At 62.1% G+C, this 21,164-nt stretch carries 21 protein-coding genes; 10 read left to right on the forward strand and 11 right to left on the reverse strand.

Features of this window, described 5'->3' with window-relative positions; genetic code table 11:
- Positions 1-39 precede the first annotated feature (39 nt).
- On the forward strand, positions 40-438 hold the full coding sequence (locus PYR71_RS25900) for a hypothetical protein (protein WP_275621417.1): 399 nt from the start codon (positions 40-42) through the stop codon (positions 436-438).
- A 24-nt stretch (positions 439-462) separates the two neighbouring features.
- Here PYR71_RS25900 and PYR71_RS25905 read toward each other — a convergent pair whose 3' ends face one another.
- A complete protein-coding gene (locus PYR71_RS25905) occupies positions 463-717 on the reverse strand; it encodes a DUF1127 domain-containing protein (RefSeq protein WP_275621418.1) in 255 nt (84 codons plus the stop codon).
- 80 nt (positions 718-797) lie between these two features.
- Between PYR71_RS25905 and PYR71_RS25910 the strand changes: the two genes are divergently transcribed.
- The 4 genes from PYR71_RS25910 to PYR71_RS25925 all read left to right on the forward strand — a co-directional run bounded on the left by PYR71_RS25910 (position 798) and on the right by PYR71_RS25925 (position 5,520).
- The gene (locus PYR71_RS25910) at positions 798-2,216 is read left to right on the forward strand and encodes an aminotransferase-like domain-containing protein (RefSeq protein WP_275621419.1); all 1,419 of its coding nucleotides are present in this window, start codon (positions 798-800) and stop codon (positions 2,214-2,216) included.
- Between the two features lie 122 nt (positions 2,217-2,338).
- Complete coding sequence (locus PYR71_RS25915; RefSeq protein ID WP_183913572.1) at positions 2,339-2,914, forward strand: acyloxyacyl hydrolase; 576 nt, start codon at positions 2,339-2,341, stop codon at positions 2,912-2,914.
- Positions 2,915-3,035: 121 nt separating this feature from the next.
- Positions 3,036-5,267, forward strand: a complete 2,232-nt coding sequence (gene purL, locus PYR71_RS25920) for a phosphoribosylformylglycinamidine synthase subunit PurL (RefSeq protein ID WP_275621420.1) — start codon at positions 3,036-3,038, stop codon at positions 5,265-5,267.
- 19 nt (positions 5,268-5,286) lie between these two features.
- Positions 5,287-5,520 carry a BolA/IbaG family iron-sulfur metabolism protein gene (locus PYR71_RS25925; RefSeq protein WP_007826248.1) on the forward strand — a complete coding sequence of 78 codons (234 nt, stop codon included), beginning with the start codon at positions 5,287-5,289 and terminating at the stop codon, positions 5,518-5,520.
- Positions 5,521-5,892: 372 nt separating this feature from the next.
- Here PYR71_RS25925 and PYR71_RS25930 read toward each other — a convergent pair whose 3' ends face one another.
- A complete protein-coding gene (locus PYR71_RS25930; protein WP_275621421.1) occupies positions 5,893-7,086 on the reverse strand; it encodes a hypothetical protein in 1,194 nt (397 codons plus the stop codon).
- A 165-nt stretch (positions 7,087-7,251) separates the two neighbouring features.
- Here PYR71_RS25930 and PYR71_RS25935 point away from each other — a divergent pair, with 165 nt between their 5' ends.
- From PYR71_RS25935 to PYR71_RS25955, 5 genes are all read left to right on the forward strand, one after another.
- On the forward strand, positions 7,252-7,482 hold the full coding sequence (locus PYR71_RS25935; protein ID WP_275621422.1) for a hypothetical protein: 231 nt from the start codon (positions 7,252-7,254) through the stop codon (positions 7,480-7,482).
- 237 nt (positions 7,483-7,719) lie between these two features.
- Positions 7,720-8,055 carry a Grx4 family monothiol glutaredoxin gene (gene grxD / locus PYR71_RS25940; RefSeq protein ID WP_009994514.1) on the forward strand — a complete coding sequence of 112 codons (336 nt, stop codon included), beginning with the start codon at positions 7,720-7,722 and terminating at the stop codon, positions 8,053-8,055.
- Positions 8,056-8,192: 137 nt separating this feature from the next.
- Positions 8,193-9,398, forward strand: a complete 1,206-nt coding sequence (locus tag PYR71_RS25945; RefSeq protein WP_275621512.1) for a multidrug effflux MFS transporter — start codon at positions 8,193-8,195, stop codon at positions 9,396-9,398.
- 35 nt (positions 9,399-9,433) lie between these two features.
- A complete protein-coding gene (locus PYR71_RS25950) occupies positions 9,434-10,714 on the forward strand; it encodes a multidrug effflux MFS transporter (protein ID WP_275621423.1) in 1,281 nt (426 codons plus the stop codon).
- A 39-nt stretch (positions 10,715-10,753) separates the two neighbouring features.
- Entirely contained in the window at positions 10,754-11,230 is a 477-nt protein-coding gene (locus PYR71_RS25955; protein ID WP_275621424.1) for a GNAT family N-acetyltransferase, read from the forward strand.
- Positions 11,231-11,324: 94 nt separating this feature from the next.
- Here the strand turns inward: PYR71_RS25955 and PYR71_RS25960 are convergent, their stop codons facing one another.
- The 9 genes from PYR71_RS25960 to PYR71_RS26000 form a co-directional block, all read right to left on the reverse strand.
- Positions 11,325-12,149 carry an inositol monophosphatase family protein gene (locus PYR71_RS25960; protein WP_275621425.1) on the reverse strand — a complete coding sequence of 275 codons (825 nt, stop codon included), beginning with the start codon at positions 12,147-12,149 and terminating at the stop codon, positions 11,325-11,327.
- 28 nt (positions 12,150-12,177) lie between these two features.
- Positions 12,178-13,005 carry an inositol monophosphatase family protein gene (locus PYR71_RS25965; protein ID WP_275621426.1) on the reverse strand — a complete coding sequence of 276 codons (828 nt, stop codon included), beginning with the start codon at positions 13,003-13,005 and terminating at the stop codon, positions 12,178-12,180.
- 48 nt (positions 13,006-13,053) lie between these two features.
- Positions 13,054-13,926, reverse strand: coding sequence for a tRNA 2-thiocytidine(32) synthetase TtcA (ttcA, locus tag PYR71_RS25970; RefSeq protein WP_275621427.1), 873 nt, complete (start codon positions 13,924-13,926; stop codon positions 13,054-13,056).
- Positions 13,927-14,014: 88 nt separating this feature from the next.
- On the reverse strand, positions 14,015-14,944 hold the full coding sequence (locus tag PYR71_RS25975; RefSeq protein ID WP_275621428.1) for a glutaminase: 930 nt from the start codon (positions 14,942-14,944) through the stop codon (positions 14,015-14,017).
- A gap of 72 nt (positions 14,945-15,016) precedes the next feature.
- On the reverse strand, positions 15,017-15,634 hold the full coding sequence (gene rpsD, locus PYR71_RS25980) for a 30S ribosomal protein S4 (protein ID WP_064685423.1): 618 nt from the start codon (positions 15,632-15,634) through the stop codon (positions 15,017-15,019).
- Positions 15,635-15,858: 224 nt separating this feature from the next.
- Complete coding sequence (locus PYR71_RS25985) at positions 15,859-17,370, reverse strand: helicase HerA domain-containing protein (RefSeq protein ID WP_275621429.1); 1,512 nt, start codon at positions 17,368-17,370, stop codon at positions 15,859-15,861.
- Positions 17,371-17,498: 128 nt separating this feature from the next.
- Positions 17,499-18,299: a glutamate racemase gene (gene murI / locus PYR71_RS25990; RefSeq protein ID WP_275621430.1), complete on the reverse strand. Its 801-nt coding sequence runs from the start codon at positions 18,297-18,299 to the stop codon at positions 17,499-17,501.
- Positions 18,280-19,110: an RNA methyltransferase gene (locus tag PYR71_RS25995; RefSeq protein WP_183913549.1), complete on the reverse strand. Its 831-nt coding sequence runs from the start codon at positions 19,108-19,110 to the stop codon at positions 18,280-18,282. The genes murI and PYR71_RS25995 overlap by 20 nt, the downstream gene beginning before the upstream one ends.
- 4 nt (positions 19,111-19,114) lie before the next feature.
- The gene (locus PYR71_RS26000; protein WP_275621431.1) at positions 19,115-21,154 is read right to left on the reverse strand and encodes an FUSC family protein; all 2,040 of its coding nucleotides are present in this window, start codon (positions 21,152-21,154) and stop codon (positions 19,115-19,117) included.
- Positions 21,155-21,164 lie beyond the last annotated feature (10 nt).

Genomic DNA, 21,164 nt, shown 5'->3' on the forward strand with positions numbered 1-21,164 from the left:
GCATGCGAAAGACCTTCATCCGGATCACTGGAGCCGATCATGCGCCTTCGCCTCTCCGTCGCAAACGCCGCCTTGCTGACCGCTCTTGCAGCTGCTGTCGCCGGCTGCCAATCGCCGGCTCCGGCAGCGGGTCCGAATCGCGCTGCGCTGCCGACCATGGAGCGCGTGGCGCTCGGCGCCAATGCGTGCTGGTTCAAATCGGCCGATCCGGCCTTCGCAGCCTATAAGCTCGCCCCGGAACTCAATTCCTTCTCCGGCCGGCCGCGCATCCTGCTCGTCCACAAGGGGAGCCCTGAAAGCCGGCCGCTGCTCGTCGTGCAGGCCGAGGGCAGCCCAGCACGTCTGCAGGCTTTCGGTCCGATGATGCAGGAACCGGTTGCCGGCCGCATCGCGGCCGACGTCAATCGCTGGTCCGGCGGCAACAAGGCCTGCAGCTGACCGCGGCGATCCATTTCCGCGGAATCAATCCCAGAAAAACGACTTGCTGACTTCGCGCGCTGCATCGGACTGCGACAGCCCGATATCCTTGAGTTCGCTCGCCGTCAGCCCTCGCAACGCGCGCCGGCCTTCCCGCTTCTGATGCCACAGAAGAATTGCGACCCAGATCCGCTTTAAACGCGTCGCCTCGGCGGGCGCGTCGGGGACAATGATCTGCCTCCTGTCCTCATAAGAGACAATCGGCACAATTGGCATTTTGATCTCAGGCAATGCAGACATTCCAGGAATCCTCTCGGTTGTCCGTTGGAATTGACTCTTAATCTTGACAGGGACAATGTGACAATCTACGAATTGTCACCATGACAAATTGGCTTCCCGATCTCTCCCGCGGCTCAGGACCGGTGTATCTCCGTCTTGCCGATAGTATTGAATCCGCAATATCCAGCGGCGCCCTGCCCGCTGGCAGCAAATTGCCGCCGCAGCGCAACCTTGCTTATGATATCGGCGTGACGATCGGCACGATCGGCCGGGCCTATGCACTGGTGCATGAACGCGGTCTCGTTGCAGGCGAAGTCGGGCGCGGCACCTATGTGCTGAACCGCTCCGAATCGCCGCCCGGCGAACAGACCGATCCGCTGACGATCTCGCTCGGCGGCACCCGCCTCCAGGATGCGCCCGCCGACAAGATCCGTTTCGACACAACAGCTGCCCCCGATCTCGGCCAGGGCAAGATCATAGCCGGCATTCTCGCGGAAATCGGCGAGCAGCATCTCTCCGAAATCTCCTCCTACTCCCGAAGCTTCCCGAAGAACTGGTTCGAGTCCGGCCGCCGCTGGCTAGCCCGCAGCGGGTGGACGCCGGAGGCCGAAAACATCGTACCGACGCTCGGAGCCCATGCGGCGGCGATATCGGTCATCGCCGCCGTCTCGGCGCCCGGCGATAAGATCGTCTTCGAAAATCTCAGCTACACCCAGATCAGCCGCAGCGCCCGCCTTCTCGGCCGCCGCACGGTCACCGTCGATTTTGACGAACAAGGCGTGATTCCCGACGATTTCGAACGGCTCTGCCAGCAGCAGCATCCGAAGCTCGCCTTCCTGATGCCGACCGTTCACAATCCGACTGTGACGATCATGCCCTATGAGCGTCGCGCGGCAATTGCGGCAATCGCCAGAAAACACGGGGTGTGGCTGATCGAGGACGATCTCTATGGCGGCATGGCCGACGATGATACGCCGCTGATCGCCTCGCTTGCACCCGATCGCACCTTTCTCGTCAGCGGCCTGTCGAAATCTGTCGCCGCCGGCGTGCGTGGCGGCTGGGTCGCATGCCCGCCGCATTTCGCCCAGCGTATCAGGGTAACGCACCGGATGATCACCGGTGGTCTGCCCTTCATCCTGGCGGAGACATGCGCGCGCCTCGTCGAAAGCGGCGTGGCGCACGAAATTCGCAAACAGAGCGTCGAGGAACTCTCGCGGCGTGTCCGGATCGCCCGCGAGCAATTGCAAGGATTCGAGTTCGCATCGCACATGCATGCGCCCTTCCTCTGGCTGAAATTGCCGGAGCCATGGATGTCGGGCACCTTCAAGAACGCCGCCTTCCGGGACGGCGTGCTCGTCGATGACGAGGACGAGTTCAAGGCGGCGCGCGGCGACAAATCCTATCATCGCGTTCGCGTCGGCTTGTCCTCGCCGAAGACGGGGCAGGAACTGATCTCCGGATTGATGATTCTGCGCCGGCTCCTGGAAAATGGCGGCTCTGCCTACGACGGCGAAATATGACCTGTTGCAAATACACGCCATAATTCGGAAAAAACACACACGTCTGACGAGAGCGCTTTACCCCGCCCGCCCCCATGCTACCTCTTTGTTATCCATGCTTGGTGCGAATCAAAGGACAGCAGATGAGGGTCGAGTTCGGACGGATCGCGCAGCGATTCCTGGCGCTTGCATCAGTGGCTGTAATAGCCGGCGCCTCGATGGCAGGTTCGGCAAATGCCGGCGAGCAAATATTTGATGAGTTGCGTTTCGGGGTTTCTGCCTCGGTACAATCGGGCCGTTCCGGGGAAGACGGCGTCTTCCCGGAGATTACCGCTCTCTTCGACCCCTTCGGATACGAAGAGGCCGTTGGCTGGCAACAGTTGCTGCGTCCACGTGTCCATCTCGGCACCTCGATCGGCACCGCGGGTGAAGCCACCCAATTCTTCACCGGCTTCACCTGGACGGTCGATTTCAACGAGAAGCTCTTTGCCGAAGCCGGCTTTGGCGGCGTCATCCATACCGGCGACCTGGACGACAATGATGACGGCCCGGAACTCGGCTGCCGCGTCCTCTTCCACGAATATGCCGGTGCCGGCTACCGTTTCACCCCGCATTGGAACGTAATGGCCCAGATTGCCCACTCCTCGCATGCCAATCTCTGCGACGGCCCGAACGATGGCATGACGCGCGCCGGCATCCAGATCGGCTACAAGTTCTGAGCAATTGCTGCCTTTACGAAAAAAGCCTGCCCGCCCTCTGTTGACGGCGGGCTTTTTTCTGTCGCGCGCCGCCGCTACATAAGCTAAAGACAGCGCAAAACGCGCCAGGGACTTTCCGCTCATGACCATTTCAAACACCATGCCGATCACGCCGGAACTCATCGCGGGCCATGGCCTGAAGCCGGACGAGTACCAGCGGATCCTGGATCTGATCGGCCGCGAACCGACTTTCACCGAACTCGGCATCTTCTCGGCCATGTGGAACGAGCATTGCTCCTACAAATCCTCCAAGAAATGGCTGCGCACGCTGCCGACCAAGGGGCCGCGCGTCATCCAGGGGCCCGGGGAAAATGCCGGCGTCGTCGATATCGATGACGGCGATTGCGTCGTCTTCAAGATGGAGAGCCATAACCACCCCTCCTATATCGAGCCTTACCAGGGTGCCGCGACCGGTGTCGGCGGCATTCTGCGCGACGTCTTCACCATGGGTGCGCGCCCGATTGCGGCGATGAACGCGCTGCGCTTTGGCGAACCGGATCATCCCAAGACCCGCCATCTCGTTTCCGGCGTCGTTTCCGGCGTCGGCGGCTACGGCAATTCCTTCGGCGTGCCGACGGTCGGCGGCGAAGTCGAGTTCGATGCCCGCTACAACGGCAACATCCTGGTCAACGCCTTTGCCGCTGGCATTGCCAAATCCAACGCCATCTTCCTGTCCGAGGCCAAGGGCGTCGGCCTTCCGGTCGTCTATCTCGGCGCCAAAACCGGCCGCGATGGTGTCGGCGGCGCGACGATGGCCTCGGCAGAATTCGACGAATCGATCGAGGAAAAGCGCCCGACCGTTCAGGTCGGCGATCCCTTCACCGAAAAGTGCCTGCTCGAAGCCTGCCTCGAGCTGATGCAGACCGGCGCCGTCATCGCCATCCAGGACATGGGGGCTGCCGGCCTCACCTGCTCGGCCGTCGAAATGGGCGCCAAGGGCGATCTCGGCATTCTGCTGGAACTCGACAAGGTGCCGGTGCGCGAAGAGCGGATGACCGCCTATGAGATGATGCTGTCGGAAAGCCAGGAGCGCATGCTCATGGTGCTGCAGCCGGAGAAGGAAGAGCAGGCCAAGGCGATCTTCGTCAAATGGGGTCTTGATTTCGCCATCGTCGGCAAGACGACCGACGACCTGCGCTTTCGCGTCGTCCATCAGGGCGAAGAAGTCGCCAATCTGCCGATCAAGGATCTCGGCGACCAGGCGCCGGAATATGATCGCCCCTGGCGCGAATCCGCCAAGCCTGCCCCCCTGCCCGCCAATCTCGTCGCCGCACCCAAGAATTACGGCCAGGCCCTGCTGCAGCTCGTCGGCTCGGCCAACCAGTCGAGCCGCCGCTGGGTCTATGAGCAATATGACACGCTGATCCAGGGCAATTCGCTGCAGCTTCCGGGCGGCGACGCCGGCGTCGTGCGCGTCGATGGCCACAAGAGCAAGGCGCTTGCCTTCTCCTCCGACGTCACACCGCGTTATGTCGAGGCCGATCCCTTCGAAGGCGGCAAACAGGCGGTCGCCGAATGCTGGCGCAACATCACCGCGACGGGCGCCGAACCGCTCGCCGCCACCGACAATCTCAACTTCGGCAATCCCGAAAAGCCGGAGATCATGGGCCAGTTCGTTCAGGCGGTGAAGGGCATCGGCGAGGCCTGCCGCGCGCTCGACTTCCCGATCGTGTCGGGCAACGTCTCGCTCTACAATGAGACCAACGGCGTCGCCATCCTGCCGACCCCGACGATCGCAGGCGTCGGCCTGCTGCCGGACTGGCGCAAGATGGCTCGCATCGGCAGCGCCAATGACGGCGACAAGGTGATCATGATCGGCCTCGACGGAAGCCATCTTGGCCAATCCATCTATCTCAGGGATGTGCTCGATAGCCGCGAAGGTCCCGCCCCCGAAGTGGATCTCTTCGCCGAGCGCCGCAACGGCGATTTTGTCCGCTCCGTCATCCGCAACGATCAGGCAACTGCCTGCCATGATATTTCCTCGGGCGGCCTTGCCGTCGCGCTGGCTGAAATCGCCATGGCATCCGGCAAGGGGCTTACGATCGATCTCGACGAATGCAAGGGTGCGCCGCACGCGCTGCTCTTCGGCGAGGATCAGGCGCGTTATGTACTGACGGTGCCGGCCGATGTGGCCGATTTCGTCTGCGTCAATGCAGAAGGCGCCGGCGTTCCATTCCGCCGCCTCGGCACGGTCGGTGGAGATGCACTCGTCGTCGGCGATCTCATTGCGCTGCCGATTCAGCAATTGCGCGATACCCATGAATCGTGGTTCCCTGATTTCATGGAAGGCCGCGGCGAACTCGCCGCGGAATAATGCGCAAGGAGTAACGATCATGGCCATGAAACCCGGCGATATCGAAGACATGATCAAGGCTGGGATTCCCGGTGCCAAGGTGACGATCCGCGATCTGGCGGGCGACGGTGATCATTACGCCGCCGAAGTCGTTGCCGAAGCCTTCCGCGGCAAGAGCCGCGTGCAGCAGCACCAGATGGTCTACGAAGCGCTGAAGGGCAATATGGGTGGCATATTGCACGCGCTCGCATTGCAGACCTCGGCGCCGGATTGACAGTTGAGGTAGCCCGCCACCCTCTCCGCTTCTCATTCCTATCACATGTACCGGTGGTAAGGGAGGGCGTAGTAAGTGCCGGGCTATGAAACACCTGTTGTAACTACATCTTTGTACACTGGCAGCGAGTTTGGCGAGAACGCCAACCACACTCTCCGTCATCCCAGGCCTTGAGCCTGGGATCCATGCGACTGCTGCTGATGATGCGGTGTCGATGCTCGGCTCAGGGCCGAGCATGACGGAGGGTGGGGTCGGGCTGTGGTGGTGAACGCCCATTGATCCCGACGCCCTGGAATTAAGTCGAGTCCCCCAAGAACCTACCGACTCGGCGTAAACCCTATACGTCCATCGCTCCCGATGGTACTCGGCCCTTCAAGCCGGAAACCTTTCCTGCTCCGGATAAGCAAACACCGAAGCCGGCATCGGCCCTGAAGTCATCAGCGTGAAGTCGAAGGGCGCCTGCAGATCCGGCCCCAACACATATTGCCGATGGACGCGAAGCTGATCCTTGCGGATCTTGCGGTAATGTTCGCGCGTCAGCATCTGCTTGACGCGGATCAGGAGCATCTTTGCCGGGGGCGCGTCCGGGTGGCCGCAGGCGGCGACAACCGGCACCTTGTAGAAATTGATCGAATCCGTCAGGCATTGCACATCGAGCCACGAAATCTCCGGGCAGCGGGCAATCAAGCCGACGCGGGCGCGCAGCAGGTTCGCCGATGACAGCAGCGCGCACTGCAGAATGGCACTGCCGAGCGTTGCAAACACCACGCGTTTGCCCTTGAATATCTCCGGCTCCCTTTCCAGCAATATGCCGATGACGTGGGCGGCCACATTCGATCCCATGCTGTGGGAGGAGATCACATACTCCTCCGCTTCTTCGGCGAGCACCTTGCTTACGGCGGTGGCCCGGTCTTCCAGCCAATCGTTGAAATCGGCCCGGTGCATGCGGCCGAGCGCCACCGCCATTTGCCAATCGGCAAACAGATGCAGCGTGTGGAAGCGTTCGGAAAACGGCAGGAAGGCAAAGATGAAAAAGCAGAGGGCTAGCGGCCCGCTCCAGAGCATGTGCCAGGGCGAAAAGCCGAGACTATAGGGCGCGACGGCGATCTGCGCCGTCAGCGCGATTGCTAGCGCCGTCAGCAGGAACGGAAAGAGGAAGAACAGGCCGAAGCGCCAGGCATGACGAAAATAGCCCCGCATGCCGCCTTCGAGCATGATCTGAGCGCAGCTGCGAAAACCCGCAACAATCTGGCTCAGCGTATTGCTGCTGCGCAGCCTGCGCACGAACATATCGTGATCGACCATGTAGATCCGGCTCTTCGTCTGCCAGGTGGCAGGAGCAGGCTCTGCCCCGGGCGCCGCCTCGGCTGCCCCGGGCGCCGCGCCGCTGGTCGAAACGTCGAAACTGAGGAGATCGCTGCCGTCCGGCGTCCCGATCTCGAGCGAGTAGCCCCAAACGGCGGAACTCTGTCTGGCTGAGCGCTCGTAGCGCGCCCGGTGGGCAACGCCGTCGAGCGGCTCGAAGCCAGGAAAATGCAGGACGACCCGCTTTTTTATCAATCTCATTCCGCTCTTTCGGCCGGGCGAATGGCCGGCATGTTCGTGCGATCCGGCTGCTGTGCCGCCGATCTCGGCGAAAAAGCAGGTATGGTCTCGAAGGCGTCTTGCTAACCGAAGTCATCAGGAATTCAATAGCAGCCATGTCGTTTCAACCGTGAACGGAGGGGTTTTGTGGCCGATCTTGTCAAAGAACTGATAACAGGCGTCGTCGACACCGTATTGAAGGAAATCCTGAGGAAAACCACCGGCCGCATCACGACGAAGCGCAGGAAGCGTAAGACGCGCCCCACTGCGACAACGGCTGCTGCCAGAAAGACAACCTCCGCCAAGCGCAAAACCGCCCGCAAACAGGTCAGCAAGCGACGCACAGCTGCCGGTCGCAGCCGCCAGCGCCGCAGCTGAGACAAGACGCAATTTTTATCCGACCGCCGAGCTCGGTCCCTCGGCGACGTTGAAGTTGATCGGATACAGGCTCATCTGGCCCGACAACCGTAACGTGATAGCAACATCAGCGAAGTGGTCTGACCACAGTGGTCTTTTTTTGGTTTAGGCGTCTGGAATTCCTGCTGTCACATGCTATCTAAGGACAACGATTGAAACGGTGGGCCTTTAACCCACCCGTTGAAAGGATCAGGTCTCATGAGCGGCATTCACGAATTCATCGACAACGAAATCAAGAGCAACGACGTCGTCCTCTTCATGAAGGGCACGCCGCAGTTTCCGCAGTGCGGTTTCTCCGGCCAGGTCGTGCAGATTCTCGATTACATCGGCGTCGACTACAAAGGCATCAACGTACTCGCCGATTCGGAGATTCGCCAAGGCATCAAGGATTATTCCAACTGGCCGACGATCCCGCAGCTTTACGTAAAGGGCGAGTTCATCGGCGGCTGCGACATCGTCCGGGAAATGTTCCAGGCCGGTGAGCTGCAACAGCATCTCCAGGAAAACGGCGTCACCGTTCGCGGCGCGGCCTGACCGGTCACCGGACGTCCGCCCGGTTTCCAAATCTGTTTCTCGAGTTCGAGGCGCTGCAGCCAGCAGCGCCTTGACCTGTTTATGGGAATTTCATTGTGACAGATTCATCACCAGCCGTGTCCGCGGGCCGCCTGTCCATGGGCAAGCGTGAATTCATCGCGCTCGCCGCCTTGCTGATGGCCGTTAACTCTCTGGCGATCGACGTCATGCTGCCGGCGCTGCAGCAGATTGGAGCGAGCCTCGGCGTCGAGAGCGAAAATCATCGGCAATTCGTCGTCTCCACCTATCTGCTCGGTTTCGGCTGCGCTCAGTTGTTCTACGGGCCGCTCTCCGACCGTTTCGGCCGCCGCACGCCGCTGCTGATCGGTCTCGTCATCTACATTCTCTCCGCCATCAGTATCGTTTTCGTCCCCTCTTTTGCGGGGTTGCTCGCCCTGCGCTTCCTGCAGGGCGTTGGTTCGGCCGCAACCCGCGTCATCACCGTCTCCATTGTCCGCGATATCTATGGCGGCCGGCAGATGGCGGAGGTCATGTCGCTGATTATGATGGTCTTCATGATCGTGCCGGTGATCGCACCCGGCACCGGCCAGGTCGTGATGTTCTTCGGCAACTGGCACTTGATCTTCCTCTTCATTGCCGCCATGGCGACTGGTATCGCCGTCTGGGCTTACATCCGCCTGCCGGAAACCCTGCATCCGCAGAATGTCCGCCCCTTCACCGCCCGCTCGATCTTCGGCGCCTTCAAGCTGGTGCTGACCAATCGCCTGGCGCTCTGCTACACGATCGCCAGCACATTCATTTTCGGCGCGCTGTTCGGCTTCATCAATTCCGCTCAGCAGGTCTATGTCGGCATTTATGGTCTCGGCGTCTATTTCCCCGTCGCCTTCGCCGGCGTGGCGATCTTCATGTCGCTGTCGTCCTTCTTCAACTCGCGCTTCGTCGGCAAGCTCGGCATGCGTCGCCTGTCGCACGGCTCGCTGATCGGCTTCATCACCATCAACTCCATCTGGCTGATCGTCCAAATGGCGAGTTCCGAGCCGATGCCCTTCGCCTTGTTCATCACCTTCTTCGGTCTGGCCATGTTTCAGTTCGGCTGGATCGGCTCGAACTTCAACTCGCTTGCCATGGAGCCTCTCGGCCATGTGGCCGGCACCGCCTCCTCCGTGCTCGGCTTCATGAGCACGGTTGGCGGCGCCCTCATCGGCGCCGGTATCGGCCAGGCCTTCGATGGCACGGCGCTGCCGATGGTCGCCGGTTATTTCGCTGTCTCGATCGCCGGGTTGGTCTTCGTGCTTATTGCCGAGAAGGGCCGCCTGTTCCAGCAGCACAATCCGACCGTTTGAAAGGCCGACCTCCTCCGCATCCAGGATTTCACCACATGACGCCGCCACATAAACCGCACCAGGAAAACCAAGGCTCCCGCCGCATCGGCATGGGCTTCGGTGAATTCGTCGTCACCATTGCGATCATGACGGCCAGCATTGCCATGGCGATCGACAGCATGCTGCCGGCATTGCCCAATATCGGCCGCTCCCTCGGCGTCACCAGCACCAACGACGCCCAGCTCATCATCGGCGTCTTCTTTCTCGGCTTCGGCGTTTCGCAGATATTCTTCGGCAGCCTTTCCGATACGTTCGGTCGCCGCAACATCCTGCTCGGCGGCCTCGCCTGCTATGTCTTCGGCATGTTCGCCGCTGCCGCCACCGGCAGCTTCGAAATGCTGCTCCTCATGCGCTTCGTCCAGGGCGTGGGCGGCGCGGCCGTGCGCATCACCACCATGGCGATCGTCCGCGACTGCTTCGGCGGCCGCGAAATGGCCCGCGTCATGTCCTATATCATGATCGTCTTCATGATCGTGCCGATCGTCGCACCCTCGGTAGGTCAGCTCATCATTCTTTACGCCAACTGGCATTGGATCTTCATCCTGCTCGGCGCCGTCGCCACCATCCTCTTCGTCTGGGCACTTCTGCGGCTGAAGGAATCGCTGCCGCCGGAAGAACGCCTGCCGCTGTCGGTCAGCTCGGTCACCGACGGATTCAAGACCGTGCTCACCAACCGCATTACCTCAGGCTATATGATCGGTCTCACCATGTTTACCGGCGTCATCAGCGCCTATGTGATCTCGGTGCAGCAGGTCTTCGGCGAAGTTTACGGCCTCGGCGATTGGCTGCCGATCGCCTTTGCGGCGACCGCCGGCGGTATTGCGGTGGCCAATTTCGCCAACGGCTTCTTCGTTCGCAAATTCGGCATGCGCCGCATTTCGCATGCCGCGCTGCTGGTCTTCACGGCACTGTCAGCAACCGGCTTTCTCATTGCACTGGCCGGCAAGGCGGATTTCGCCACAGCCTACGGCATCTTCACAATCGTGCTGATGATGTTTGCCGTGATCGCCACCAATTTCACCGCCATCAGCCTTGAGCCGATGGGCAATCTCGCCGGGACGGCGACCGCCATCACCGGCTTCGTCTCGACCACGGCGGGCGCCATCCTCGGCGGACTGGTCGGCCAGATGTTCAACGGCACGGTGCAGCCTCTCTTCGGCGGCTTCGCGCTCTTCGGCCTGGTGACGATCGCAGCCACCCTCTGGGCCGAGAACGGCAAGCTCTTCACCCATCCCGGAGACAGCCCGCAGCGCGATCCGGGTGCCGCCCACTTCTGACGCCGAAAACGATTGGCTGCAGTGGGCGAGGCATTTCCGATGGACGACCGAATTCTGATCAGGCCTTACGCGCCAAGCGACGCAGTCGCAACGATCGGGATTTTTCTGCGCGCTGTCCGGGAGGTTTCATCGAAAGACTATTTGCCCGCTCAGATCGAGGCTTGGGCGAAGGTGGAAGATCGCAGCCTATGGGCGAAGCGCCGGATAAGCAGGCCTGGCTGGATCGCGGAAATCGATGGAGTGCCGGTGGGATTTTCCGACCTGACCGAAGACGGATGCCTGGACATGATGTTCGTGCACCCTGAATTTCAGGGGCTCGGTATCGCAAGCCACCTGTTGAGCAGGGTCGAGAAGGAAGCGTTGAACCTCGGATTCACGCGAATTTATACGGAAGCGAGCCGAACCGCCCGACCGTTTTTCGAGCGCAGGGGTTTCCGTGTGATAACGAGGCAAACCGTCGAGAAACGCGGGCAAAGCCTGGAAAATTTCCGCATGGAAAAGCTCTACACGGAATAGGGCGCGAGCCACCGATACACCATCCGAATGAACTCGGCCGTCCCGTCGCGGATACGGCCGCAAAATCAGTGCTCTGCGGCCGGTTTTCATGCGTTCAAACGGTAACCACCTCACGGCGCAGCACTTCCCATGAGGCCTTGTCTGGGGCAATCAGCAGCCCGCCGTCGAGATGGTGTGGTAGGTAGGAAGAACCGTCGAAACGGGCGGCATGGGCGCCGGCCTCCTGGGAAATGAGCGTGCCGGCGAGATGATCCCAGGGCATCAGCTTGTTGTACATGAGGTAATGCACATGGCCGCCCGCAAGGGTGCGGTATTCGTGAGCCGCGCAGCGGTAGTTGGTGAGGAAGCGCACCTTGGCGAGATTGCCGAGGATCTCGGCCCGCTTCTCCTGCGGCAGGTAGCCGGTGGAGGCCATGCCGACCATCTGGTCGAGCGCGACAGGCTCGGCCGCGCGCAGCCGCCGGGCTTCGCCATCCGGCCGCCGCAGCCAGGCGCCGCTTCCCTTTTCCGCCATCACCCAGTCGTCGCCCATCGGATCGTAAATGATGCCTGCAATCGTCTCGCCGCCGGAAACGACCGACGCCATGACGCCGAAGGCCGGGATGCCGGCGGCGAAATTGAACGTGCCGTCGACCGGATCTACGACGATGGCGAGATCGGCATCGGCGAGCCTGCCGAGCAGTGCAGGCACAGCCGAGACCGATTCTTCGCCGACGAACAGGGCGCCCGGCCAGAGCTGTTCGGCTTCCGCCTTGATCATCCGCTCGGCCTGCTCATCGGCCTCGGTAACGAGATCGGTCGCCTCGCTCTTGGCGCGCACATCGTCCCGGCCAAGCCGGCGGAAGCGCGGCAGAATTTCCGCTTTCGCCGTCCGGCGCAAGAGATCGGCAAGGGCGGTCACGTCGACAGTCGCAGTCATGTCAAATCCTTTCAGGAAGCGTGTCAAATCAGATGCCGATGACCTCGCGGCGGATCAGCTGCCAGCTGTCCCTGTCGGGTGCTGAGATAATGCCGCCCGTCGTCTCGCCGGGGCGATAGGGGGTGCCGTCGAATTTCGCCGTGTGGCCGCCGGCCTCCTGATGCGCGAGCACGCCGGCCAGGTGATCCCAGGGCATCAGCTTTGCATGGCCGATGAAATGCAGCTTGCCGGAGGCAACCATCCAATATTCGTAGGCCGAGCAGTTGAAAGCAAAGGTCATTCTGATCTTCGCCAGGTTGGAGCAGATGCGCGAGCGATCCGGGTCGTCCATATGGCCCCATGAGATGCCGCCGACCATCTGGTCCAGGGCGGCGGGTTCCGCCACCTTGAGCCTGCTCGATTGGCCGTCCTGTCGCGTCAGAAAGGAGCCCGCTCCCTTGATCGCCATCACCGTATCGCCGAGGACGGGATCATGAATGATGCCGGCGACCGTCTCGCCCCTGACGGTCACCGCCAGCATCGTCCCGAAGACCGGAAGCCCGGCGGCGAAATTGAAGGTGCCATCGACAGGATCGATGACGAAGGCGAGCTCGGCGCCGGCAAGGGCCGGAACGACGGACCGATCGACGTCATAGGCTTCCTCGCCGACAACGAGTGCTGCGGGAAAACGCTCTTTCAGCGCCGCGGTGATCTTGTGTTCGGCGAGCACGTCCGCCTCCGTCACCAGGTCGATTGCGGAGGTCTTTTCGGAAACGTCGGCAGTGCCGAGATTGCGAAAACGCGGCATGATTTCGGCGCGTGCCGCCTCCCTGACGCTAGCGCCAAGAAAGAGAATATCCTTATCTGAAATGCTCATGCGAAATCATGTCCTTCATGCAGCGACCAGCCTCCCGCAGCCGGCCTTTCACGAAGGGTCGGTGACTGTCAAGCCGGAAAAGTCGAAGAGCTTCGGATCGAGCAGATGCGACGGATTCACATGCGCAAGCGCCCGCAGCATCGTGTCCTTGCGCCCCGGCATCCGTCGTTCGATATCGGCGAGCATGTCCTTCATCGCATTGCGCTGCAGCCCGTCCTGGGAGCCGCAGAGATCGCAGGGGATGATCGGAAACTGCATGGCGGCAGCGAACTTGGCAAGGTCGTCCTCGGCCGCATAGGCAAGCGGCCGCAGCACCATCAGGTCGCCCTCGTCGTTCAGAAGCTTCGCCGGCATTGAGGCCAGCCGCCCTCCATGGAAGAAATTCATGAAAAAGGTTTCGAGAATATCCTCGCGGTGATGGCCGAGCACCAGCGCATCGCAGCCTTCTTCCCGGGCGATACGGTAGAGATTGCCGCGCCGCAGCCGCGAACAGAGCGAGCAGTAGGTCGCCCCTTCCGACACCTTCTCCTTCACGATCGAATATGTGTCCCGATACTCAATCCGGTGCCGGACGCCGATGCTCGTCAGATAATCCGGCAGCACATGCTTGGGAAAGTTCGGCTGCCCTTGGTCGAGATTGCAGGCGATGAGCTCGACCGGCAGCAGCCCGCGCCATTTGAGATCAAGCAGCAGCGCCAGCAGCCCATAGGAATCTTTGCCGCCGGAAAGGCCGACCAGCCAGCGCTTCTGCCCCTTCAGCATATCGAAATCGTCGAAGGCCTGGCGCACCTGCCTGAGCAGCCGCTTGCGCAGCTTGTTGAAGGAGACCGATCGCGGCGCGCCGGCAAACAGCGCATGGCCAATGTCATCTCCAGATACGACAGATTCCAGATCGTCCGCGATGTTGGCTGCGATATTCATGAGCTCGTCCAATCTTAGATTGCAGGCTTGAATTGTCTGCCCGGCTTATCACGCTGCCTTTAGCAGAAAGTCGCCCGGCAACACAGCATCAATCACCGAACACCGACCAGCCGGTGCGCGCCGCTAGCATCTCCAGCGCCACGGCGCCGAGCTGCGAGTTGCCGACCTTGTTCAGCCCCGGCGACCAGACTGCGATCGAGGCAACGCCCGGCGCCACCGCGAAGATGCCGCCGCCGACACCGCTTTTGCCGGGCAGGCCGACATGATAGGCGAAGTCACCCGAGCCGTCGTAATGGCCGCAGGTCAGCATCAGCGCATTGATGCGCCGCGCCCGCTTCGGCGAGACCACCGAATGACCGGTCATCGGATTGCTGCCGCGCGCTGCCAGGAACAGCCCGGCGCGGGCGAGCTGCTCGCAGCTCATCGACAGGGCGCATTGATGGAAATAGACGCCGAGCACGTGGTCGACGGGGTGGTCGAGATTGCGGTAGGCGCGCATGAAGTTCGCGAGCGCGACATTGCGGTACCCCGTCTGCGTTTCCGAGCGCGCCACCTTGTCATCGATGGTGATCGACTCGTCGTCGGCGAGATAACGCACGAAGCGCAGCAATTCGCCGATCGCCTCGCGTGGCGCATGACCGGCCATGACGACGTCGGTGACCGCGATCGCGCCGGCATTGATGAAGGGATTGCGCGGAATGCCGCTCTCGTGCTCGAGCTGGACGATCGAGTTGAAAGCCGATCCTGACGGCTCGCGTCCGACGCGCTTCCATAGACCTTCGCCGACCTTGCCGAGAGCCAAGGTCAGCATGAAGACCTTGGAGATGCTCTGGATCGAGAAGGCGATATCGGCGTCGCCGATACGATAGACCTTGCCGTCGACAGTGACGATCACCATCCCGAACTGTCGTGGATCGACCTTGGCGAGCTCGGGTATATAGTCAGCGACCTTACCCTCGCCGACCCGCGGCAGAATATCGGTGTAGATGCTGTCGAGGGTCGCCTGCAAATCCGCCATCGCTTCTCTCCGGATAACAAAAAAGCCGCCCGAAAGAGCGGCTTTTCCATAAGCGAAAACGCCTGGTTCTTCTTAGCGCGAATAGAATTCGACGACCAGATGCGGTTCCATGACAACGGGGAACGGAACGTCGCTAAGCGTCGGAACGCGACCATACGTGGCGACCATCTTGTTGTGATCGACTTCGATATAGTCGGGAACGTCGCGCTCGGCGAGGCTGACGGCTTCCAGAACGGTCACCAGCTGCTTCGACTTCTCGCGAACTTCGATGACGTCGCCGGCCTTGCAGCGATAGGAACCGATGTTGACGCGAACGCCGTTGACGGTGACGTGGCCATGGTTGACGAACTGACGGGCAGCAAAGACCGTCGGAACGAACTTGGCGCGATAGACGATCGCGTCGAGGCGGGATTCCAGAAGGCCGATCAGGTTTTCGGAAGTGTCACCCTTGCGGCGGGCGGCTTCGGCGAAGATCGCGCGGAACTGCTTTTCGCGCAGGTCGCCATAATAGCCCTTGAGCTTCTGCTTGGCGCGCAGCTGCACACCGAAGTCCGAAAGCTTGCCCTTCCGACGCTGGCCGTGCTGGCCCGGGCCGTACTCGCGGCGGTTCACCGGGGACTTCGGACGGCCCCAGATGTTTTCGCCCATACGGCGGTCAATTTTGTACTTGGACGATTCGCGCTTGCTCATCGTATTTCCTTTCAAAGGTTTATGGCGGTTTGTTGCCAAACCGCGCGAAGGAAACACGCCCTCCTCTGATCTCTTCCAAGACCTGACAGGATGTTTCGGTTACGCGAACAGAAACGATCCACGGGACATGTCAAATGAAACACCGGACATTGCTGCCCGGTGCTTGGCGCGTCTTTAGAGGCCCGTCATGAAAATGTCAACTGCGCCAAAGCCCGAAAGCGCGACTATTCCGCAGCCAACGGCTGATCGCCGGTATCAGGTGCGTTCGCATCACCGGGTGCGGTCTGGCAATTCATGTCGGGGAAAGCCACGATACGTTTGCCGGAGAAATCCGTGTGCACGACGACGATCCCCTGCTCCTCGAAATAACCGAGCAGGCGGCGGGCGCGCCGCGCCGAGTGGGTGCCATAGGCACGGGCGATGCGCGCGTCGGACGGGCACGGTTCGCCGCAGACGGCCGCCTTGGCGAGCATCAGAAAGACGCCCTGCAGATCGTCGGTGACGCTTGCGGACAGCGACAAGGCCGTCGCCCATTCATCGCTCGCCGCTGTCGCCGCGTCGACACCGGAGCGGGAGATCGCCACGCGCCGGCGGAAATCCGGCAATGCGATCGGCGGTCCCGGCACGCGGCGCATGCGCAGCCGCACGAGAAAATCCTGATAGAGCACGGCATCGGTGCGGAAAGCGGAGGTGGGATCGTCGAGTATTTCGGCAAGCACGCCGGCGAGGCGTTCCTCCCGCTCCTCGGCGGAGATTTCCACCTGGCTCGCCCTCGCCTCGACGGGCGCAGGCGACGCCGCCGGCGTCGAGCGTGAGAGCTCCGCCAGTATATCGGTGGTCGGCCGCGGCGCCGGCGGCGCGCGGCGCACGGGCGCACGCTGGAACTCCTCCGGATCGGGCGTGAAGATCAGGTCCTCGACATCCTGCGGCGCATCCGGCAGCGGCATCAGCTTCGGGCTGGAGGAGCGCGCCGATGTTTCCACCGCGCCGATCTGGATCGGCAGCGGCCGGCGCGACAGCGCCGGTCCGAGAGCAACGAAATTGCCGCGTTTTAGATCGCGAAACATCTCGGCCTGACGCCGGTCCATACCGAGCAGGTCGGCGGCGCGCGCCATGTCGATATCGAGAAAGGTGCGGCCCATCAGGAAGTTCGAGGCCTCGGCCGCGACGTTCTTGGCGAGTTTGGCAAGCCGCTGCGTGGCGATCACCCCGGCAAGCCCGCGCTTGCGGCCGCGGCACATCAGGTTGGTCATCGCCCCGAGCGACATCTTGCGCGCATCTTCCGAGACATCGCCGCCGACCGAAGGCGCGAACATCTGCGCCTCGTCGACGACGACGAGAACGGGATACCAGTATTCCCGATCGGCATCGAACATGCCGTTGAGGAAAGCGGCAGCGGCACGCATCTGCTGCTCGATGTCGAGTCCTTCCAACGTCAACACGCAGGACACCCGATGCTGGCGGATACGGTTGGCGATACCTGCCAGCTCCGCCTCGGTGCGCTCGCCATCGACAACGATATGGCCGAACCTGTCGCTGAGGGTGACGAAATCACCTTCGGGATCGATGATGACCTGCTGCACCCATTGCGCGGATTGCTCGAGCAAACGGCGCAGGAGATGTGACTTTCCCGATCCGGAATTGCCCTGCACGAGCAGGCGGGTCGCCAGCAGCTCCTCGATATCGAGCGTCGCCGGGTTGCCGGACGCCAATCCCATATCGATACCAACCTGCAATGCCGATCCTCGCGACGAAAAGACTCACATGAACGAAGCGCCATTCTTCCGAAACGGCAACGCCCCGTCTATCAAAGAATCTGCTGATTTTCAGGGCCGGATTTCGCCAACCCACAGGACAATTCCCCTCATGCCCTCAAGCCGAATCCCTGCATCAGCCGCCGGGTGGCGAAATCCTGCTGGCCTGAGGTAAACACGGCGAAGTCGAAATTGTCGGGATGCACGGCATCGGCAACCAGCGGAACCAGCGTGCGGGCGCGGCGCGCGATCGCTTCGGCCGGATCAAGCCAGTCGACCGGCCACGGCGCAATCCGCCGGAAAAGATTGGCCATGAAAGGATAATGCGTGCAGGCAAGCACGACGATATCTGTCTTCTGACCATCCTTCTCGACGAAACACTGGTCGATTTCGGCCAGCACCGCGTCGTCGGAGACGGCGTCGCCGCGAATATAGGCTTCGGCCATGCGCGCCAGGTTCTGCGAGCCGACGAGACGGACATGGCATTGCTGCGCGAAGGACTGGATGAGATCGCGTGTATAGGCCCGCTTCACCGTTCCCGGCGTTGCGAGCACCGAGACGAGGCCAGAGCGCGTCCGCTCCGCCGCCGGCTTGATAGCCGGCACGGTGCCGACGAAGGTCATCCGCGGAAAGGCGGCGCGCAGATCGGCGCCGACCAGGGTAAAGGCGGTGTTGCAGGCAATGATGCAGACTTCGGGGTCGTGCTCCGCGAGCAGCCGGCCGAAGAGCCCGATCACACGCTCCTTCAGCGCCTGTTCCTCCCAGCCACCATAGGGAAAGCCGGCATCGTCGGCGACGTAGATGAAGCCGCGCTCCGGCATCAGCACGCGCGCCTCGCGCAGTACGGTCAGCCCGCCGATGCCGGAGTCGAAGAGTAGGATGGGTTTCAGCTCACGCGTCGTCGCTGTCATCTGGCGGTGTTTCCTTGGCCGATGTCGGGAACCTGCCGCCGCGCGGGCTCTTGCGCGAGAAGCGGTCGAGGGAAGAGATGACGCCGCGCAGCACGCTGATTTCCTGCTCCGTGAAAGCCCGGCGGGATAGAACGGCACGCAGGTTGTCGACCATTTTTGGCTTTTTCCCGGCAGGATGGAAATATCCGCGGGCATCGAGCGCCTCTTCCAGCTGATCGAACAGCCCGAAGAGCTGTTCCTTGGTCGAGGGCTTCTGTTCCATCGCCTGGAACGGCACGGCGCCGATATCCTCCATGCCGGATTTCATCCATTCATAGGACATCAGCAGCACGGCCTGGGCTATGTTCAGCGAGGCGAAGGCCGGGTTGACGGGAAAGGTGACGATCTCGTCGGCAAGCGCCACTTCCTCATTGGTCAGCCCCCAGCGCTCGCGCCCGAAGAGGATGCCGGTCCCCTCGCCCGCACGAAACCTCGATCGCAGCGTCTCGGCGGCGACGACCGGCGAACGCACCGGCTTGAAACCGTCGCGCTCGCGCGCCGTCGTCGCATAGACGAAATTGAGATCGGCAATCGCCTGCTCCAGCGTATCGTAGACCTTCGTCGCCGCGATCACATGATCGGCCTTGGAGGCCGTCGCCTGCGCCTTCTCGTTCGGCCAGCCGTCACGCGGATTGACGAGGCGCAGTTCGGCAAGCCCGAAATTTGCCATGGCGCGCGCCACCATGCCGATATTCTCGCCCATCTGCGGCTCGACCAGAATGATGGCCGGCCCCTCGGCCAGAAGTTGACGCTCGCTGTTCGTGCCCGCCATGGTCTCATCCTTGTTTTGAGCGCGCAATAGCCTCGTCCGCAGCAAACGGCAAGACGTCGGCCTGCGGATAGAGCCTTTCCAGCGCCGAACCGATCATTTCGAGCCCCAGCCTGGCGCCTTCGCGCGACAACGGCAGATGTCGTCCTGTCGTCCGCGATGCCTTGCGCTTGATCAGGAAGCAGCTCGATCTGCGCGCGGCGGCCTTGTCGATCAGCGCCAGGTCCGCCGCGATCAGCCTGTTCAGATTGTCGTCGGCGGCCGGCGCTTCATAATTTTTCGCCAGGATACGCGCCCAGTAGGTGCAGGACAGGAAGATCGCCAGAGTCTGGCGGATCCGGCCGGGCCGCGTCACCACCGACCAGGAAGAGCCGAGTGGCCGCGCCGCCACCGTTATATCACGGTAGCAGGCATCGATCTTCTGCGACAGCGCCATCAGCTCGAAACCGCTGTTTCCCTCACTGAGGGCGCCAAGCAGATCGCGCAGCGCCTGGAACCAGCGGGCAAGCGCGGAATCGAGCGTGCTGCGCGTGCGCGTGGGAAAGACGATGAAGGCGACCGCCGTTCCCGCCACCGCACCGATCAGGGTCTCGCCGATGCGCAGCTTCAAGAGATCGAGCGTCAGCACGCCCGTCATGCCGTAGACCAGGCAGAGCACGATCGAGATGAAGAAGGTCATGGTCGCATAGGAAACCTGCAGAAAATAGAAAGCGAGGAAAATACAGACGGCGGCAACCGGGATGGCGATATCAGGCTCGCCTGAAATCAGCGTTGCCAGCACAAGGCCGATCGCGATCCCGAACACGGTCCCGAGCGAGCGCGACAGCGCCCTCATCGCGGTGTCGCCGCGTGAATTGGTGTTGGTGAAGACGAGGAAGGAAGCAAGCACCGCCCAGAACCAGCGCTCGCGCGACAAGAGCAGTCCGAAGCTCATGGCGATCGCCGACGCGATCGTGATCTGCAGCGCCGACCGCAGCAGAGGATTGGCAAATGAAAAGTCAATCGCCTGGGGTTGCGCCGTGTCCTTGACCGTATCGATGCCGGAAAAGCCGGAGGCCCGCCCCGTGTCGATCGCCTGCGTCAGTTGCTGCTGCGCCCCGCCGAGCCAGAGCAGCGCCCGCACCGTCTCCACCTGCGGCGCGTCCCTGGCGGCTTCCGCCATCCCTTCATAGGTGGCGAGCGCGGCCTTGTCGGCTTCGATCACCGCGTGAATGAGCGCGAAAGGCGGCGGGCTCTGAAAACTCAGCACGATCGCACTCTCGGCCGCTAGATGCGCGTCGAAGAGCCGGATCGCCAGCTCGGCGGCGGGGTCGGCGGTGGCGTCAAAGACGCCGGTCGGCGGGCGCGGGATGAAGGTCTCCGCCATCAGCACCACTTCCTTCAGCCGGTCTTCCAGCTGGCGCAACTCCTGCCGGTCGGCTTCACCGATCTCGGCGCCGCCGGCGATGGCGGCCAGCTTGAAGAGGATCTGGTTGATCCGGCCCCTGACACTTTCGAGCGAACGCAGCAGGTCGCGCCGCCAATCGTCGGGCAGCAGGACTGCCCTCACCAGATGGCCGACAAGCACCGCGACGACGGGGCCGATCGCCACCGCCGGCAGTTCAGCGAGCTGCGGCCGGAAATAGGCGCCCATGAAATAAGAGGTGAACGCGAACATGCCGATGGCAAAGCCGCGCGGCCCGAACACCCGTCCGGCCGATGCGAGCGCGATCACCACGAGGAAGACGAGATCGGAGAGAAAGCGGCGATCTTCGAGCCCCGCCGCAATGCCGACGACAGCAAGGCTGGCGGCACATCCGAAAAGCCGCGTTACCAGCTGGCGGGAACTGCCCTTGTCGCGCACCGCCACGCCGCCTTCGATCGACAGCACGATGCCGAGGCCGAAGGCCGCGGTCGGCAACGGCAGGATGAACATGTCGATGGCAAGGAGGACCAAAAAGGAGAAAGTGATCGTCAGCGTCACCCGCAGCGCCATGCGCAAGCGCGAAAGTGCCGGATCGTTGGCAAGCAACCAGTCGCGAGCCTGAAAGCCGGAAAACAAATGCAAAACCCCTCAT

The sequence above is a fragment of the Rhizobium mulingense genome (assembly GCF_029194105.1).
GTDB lineage: Bacteria > Pseudomonadota > Alphaproteobacteria > Rhizobiales > Rhizobiaceae > Rhizobium > Rhizobium mulingense.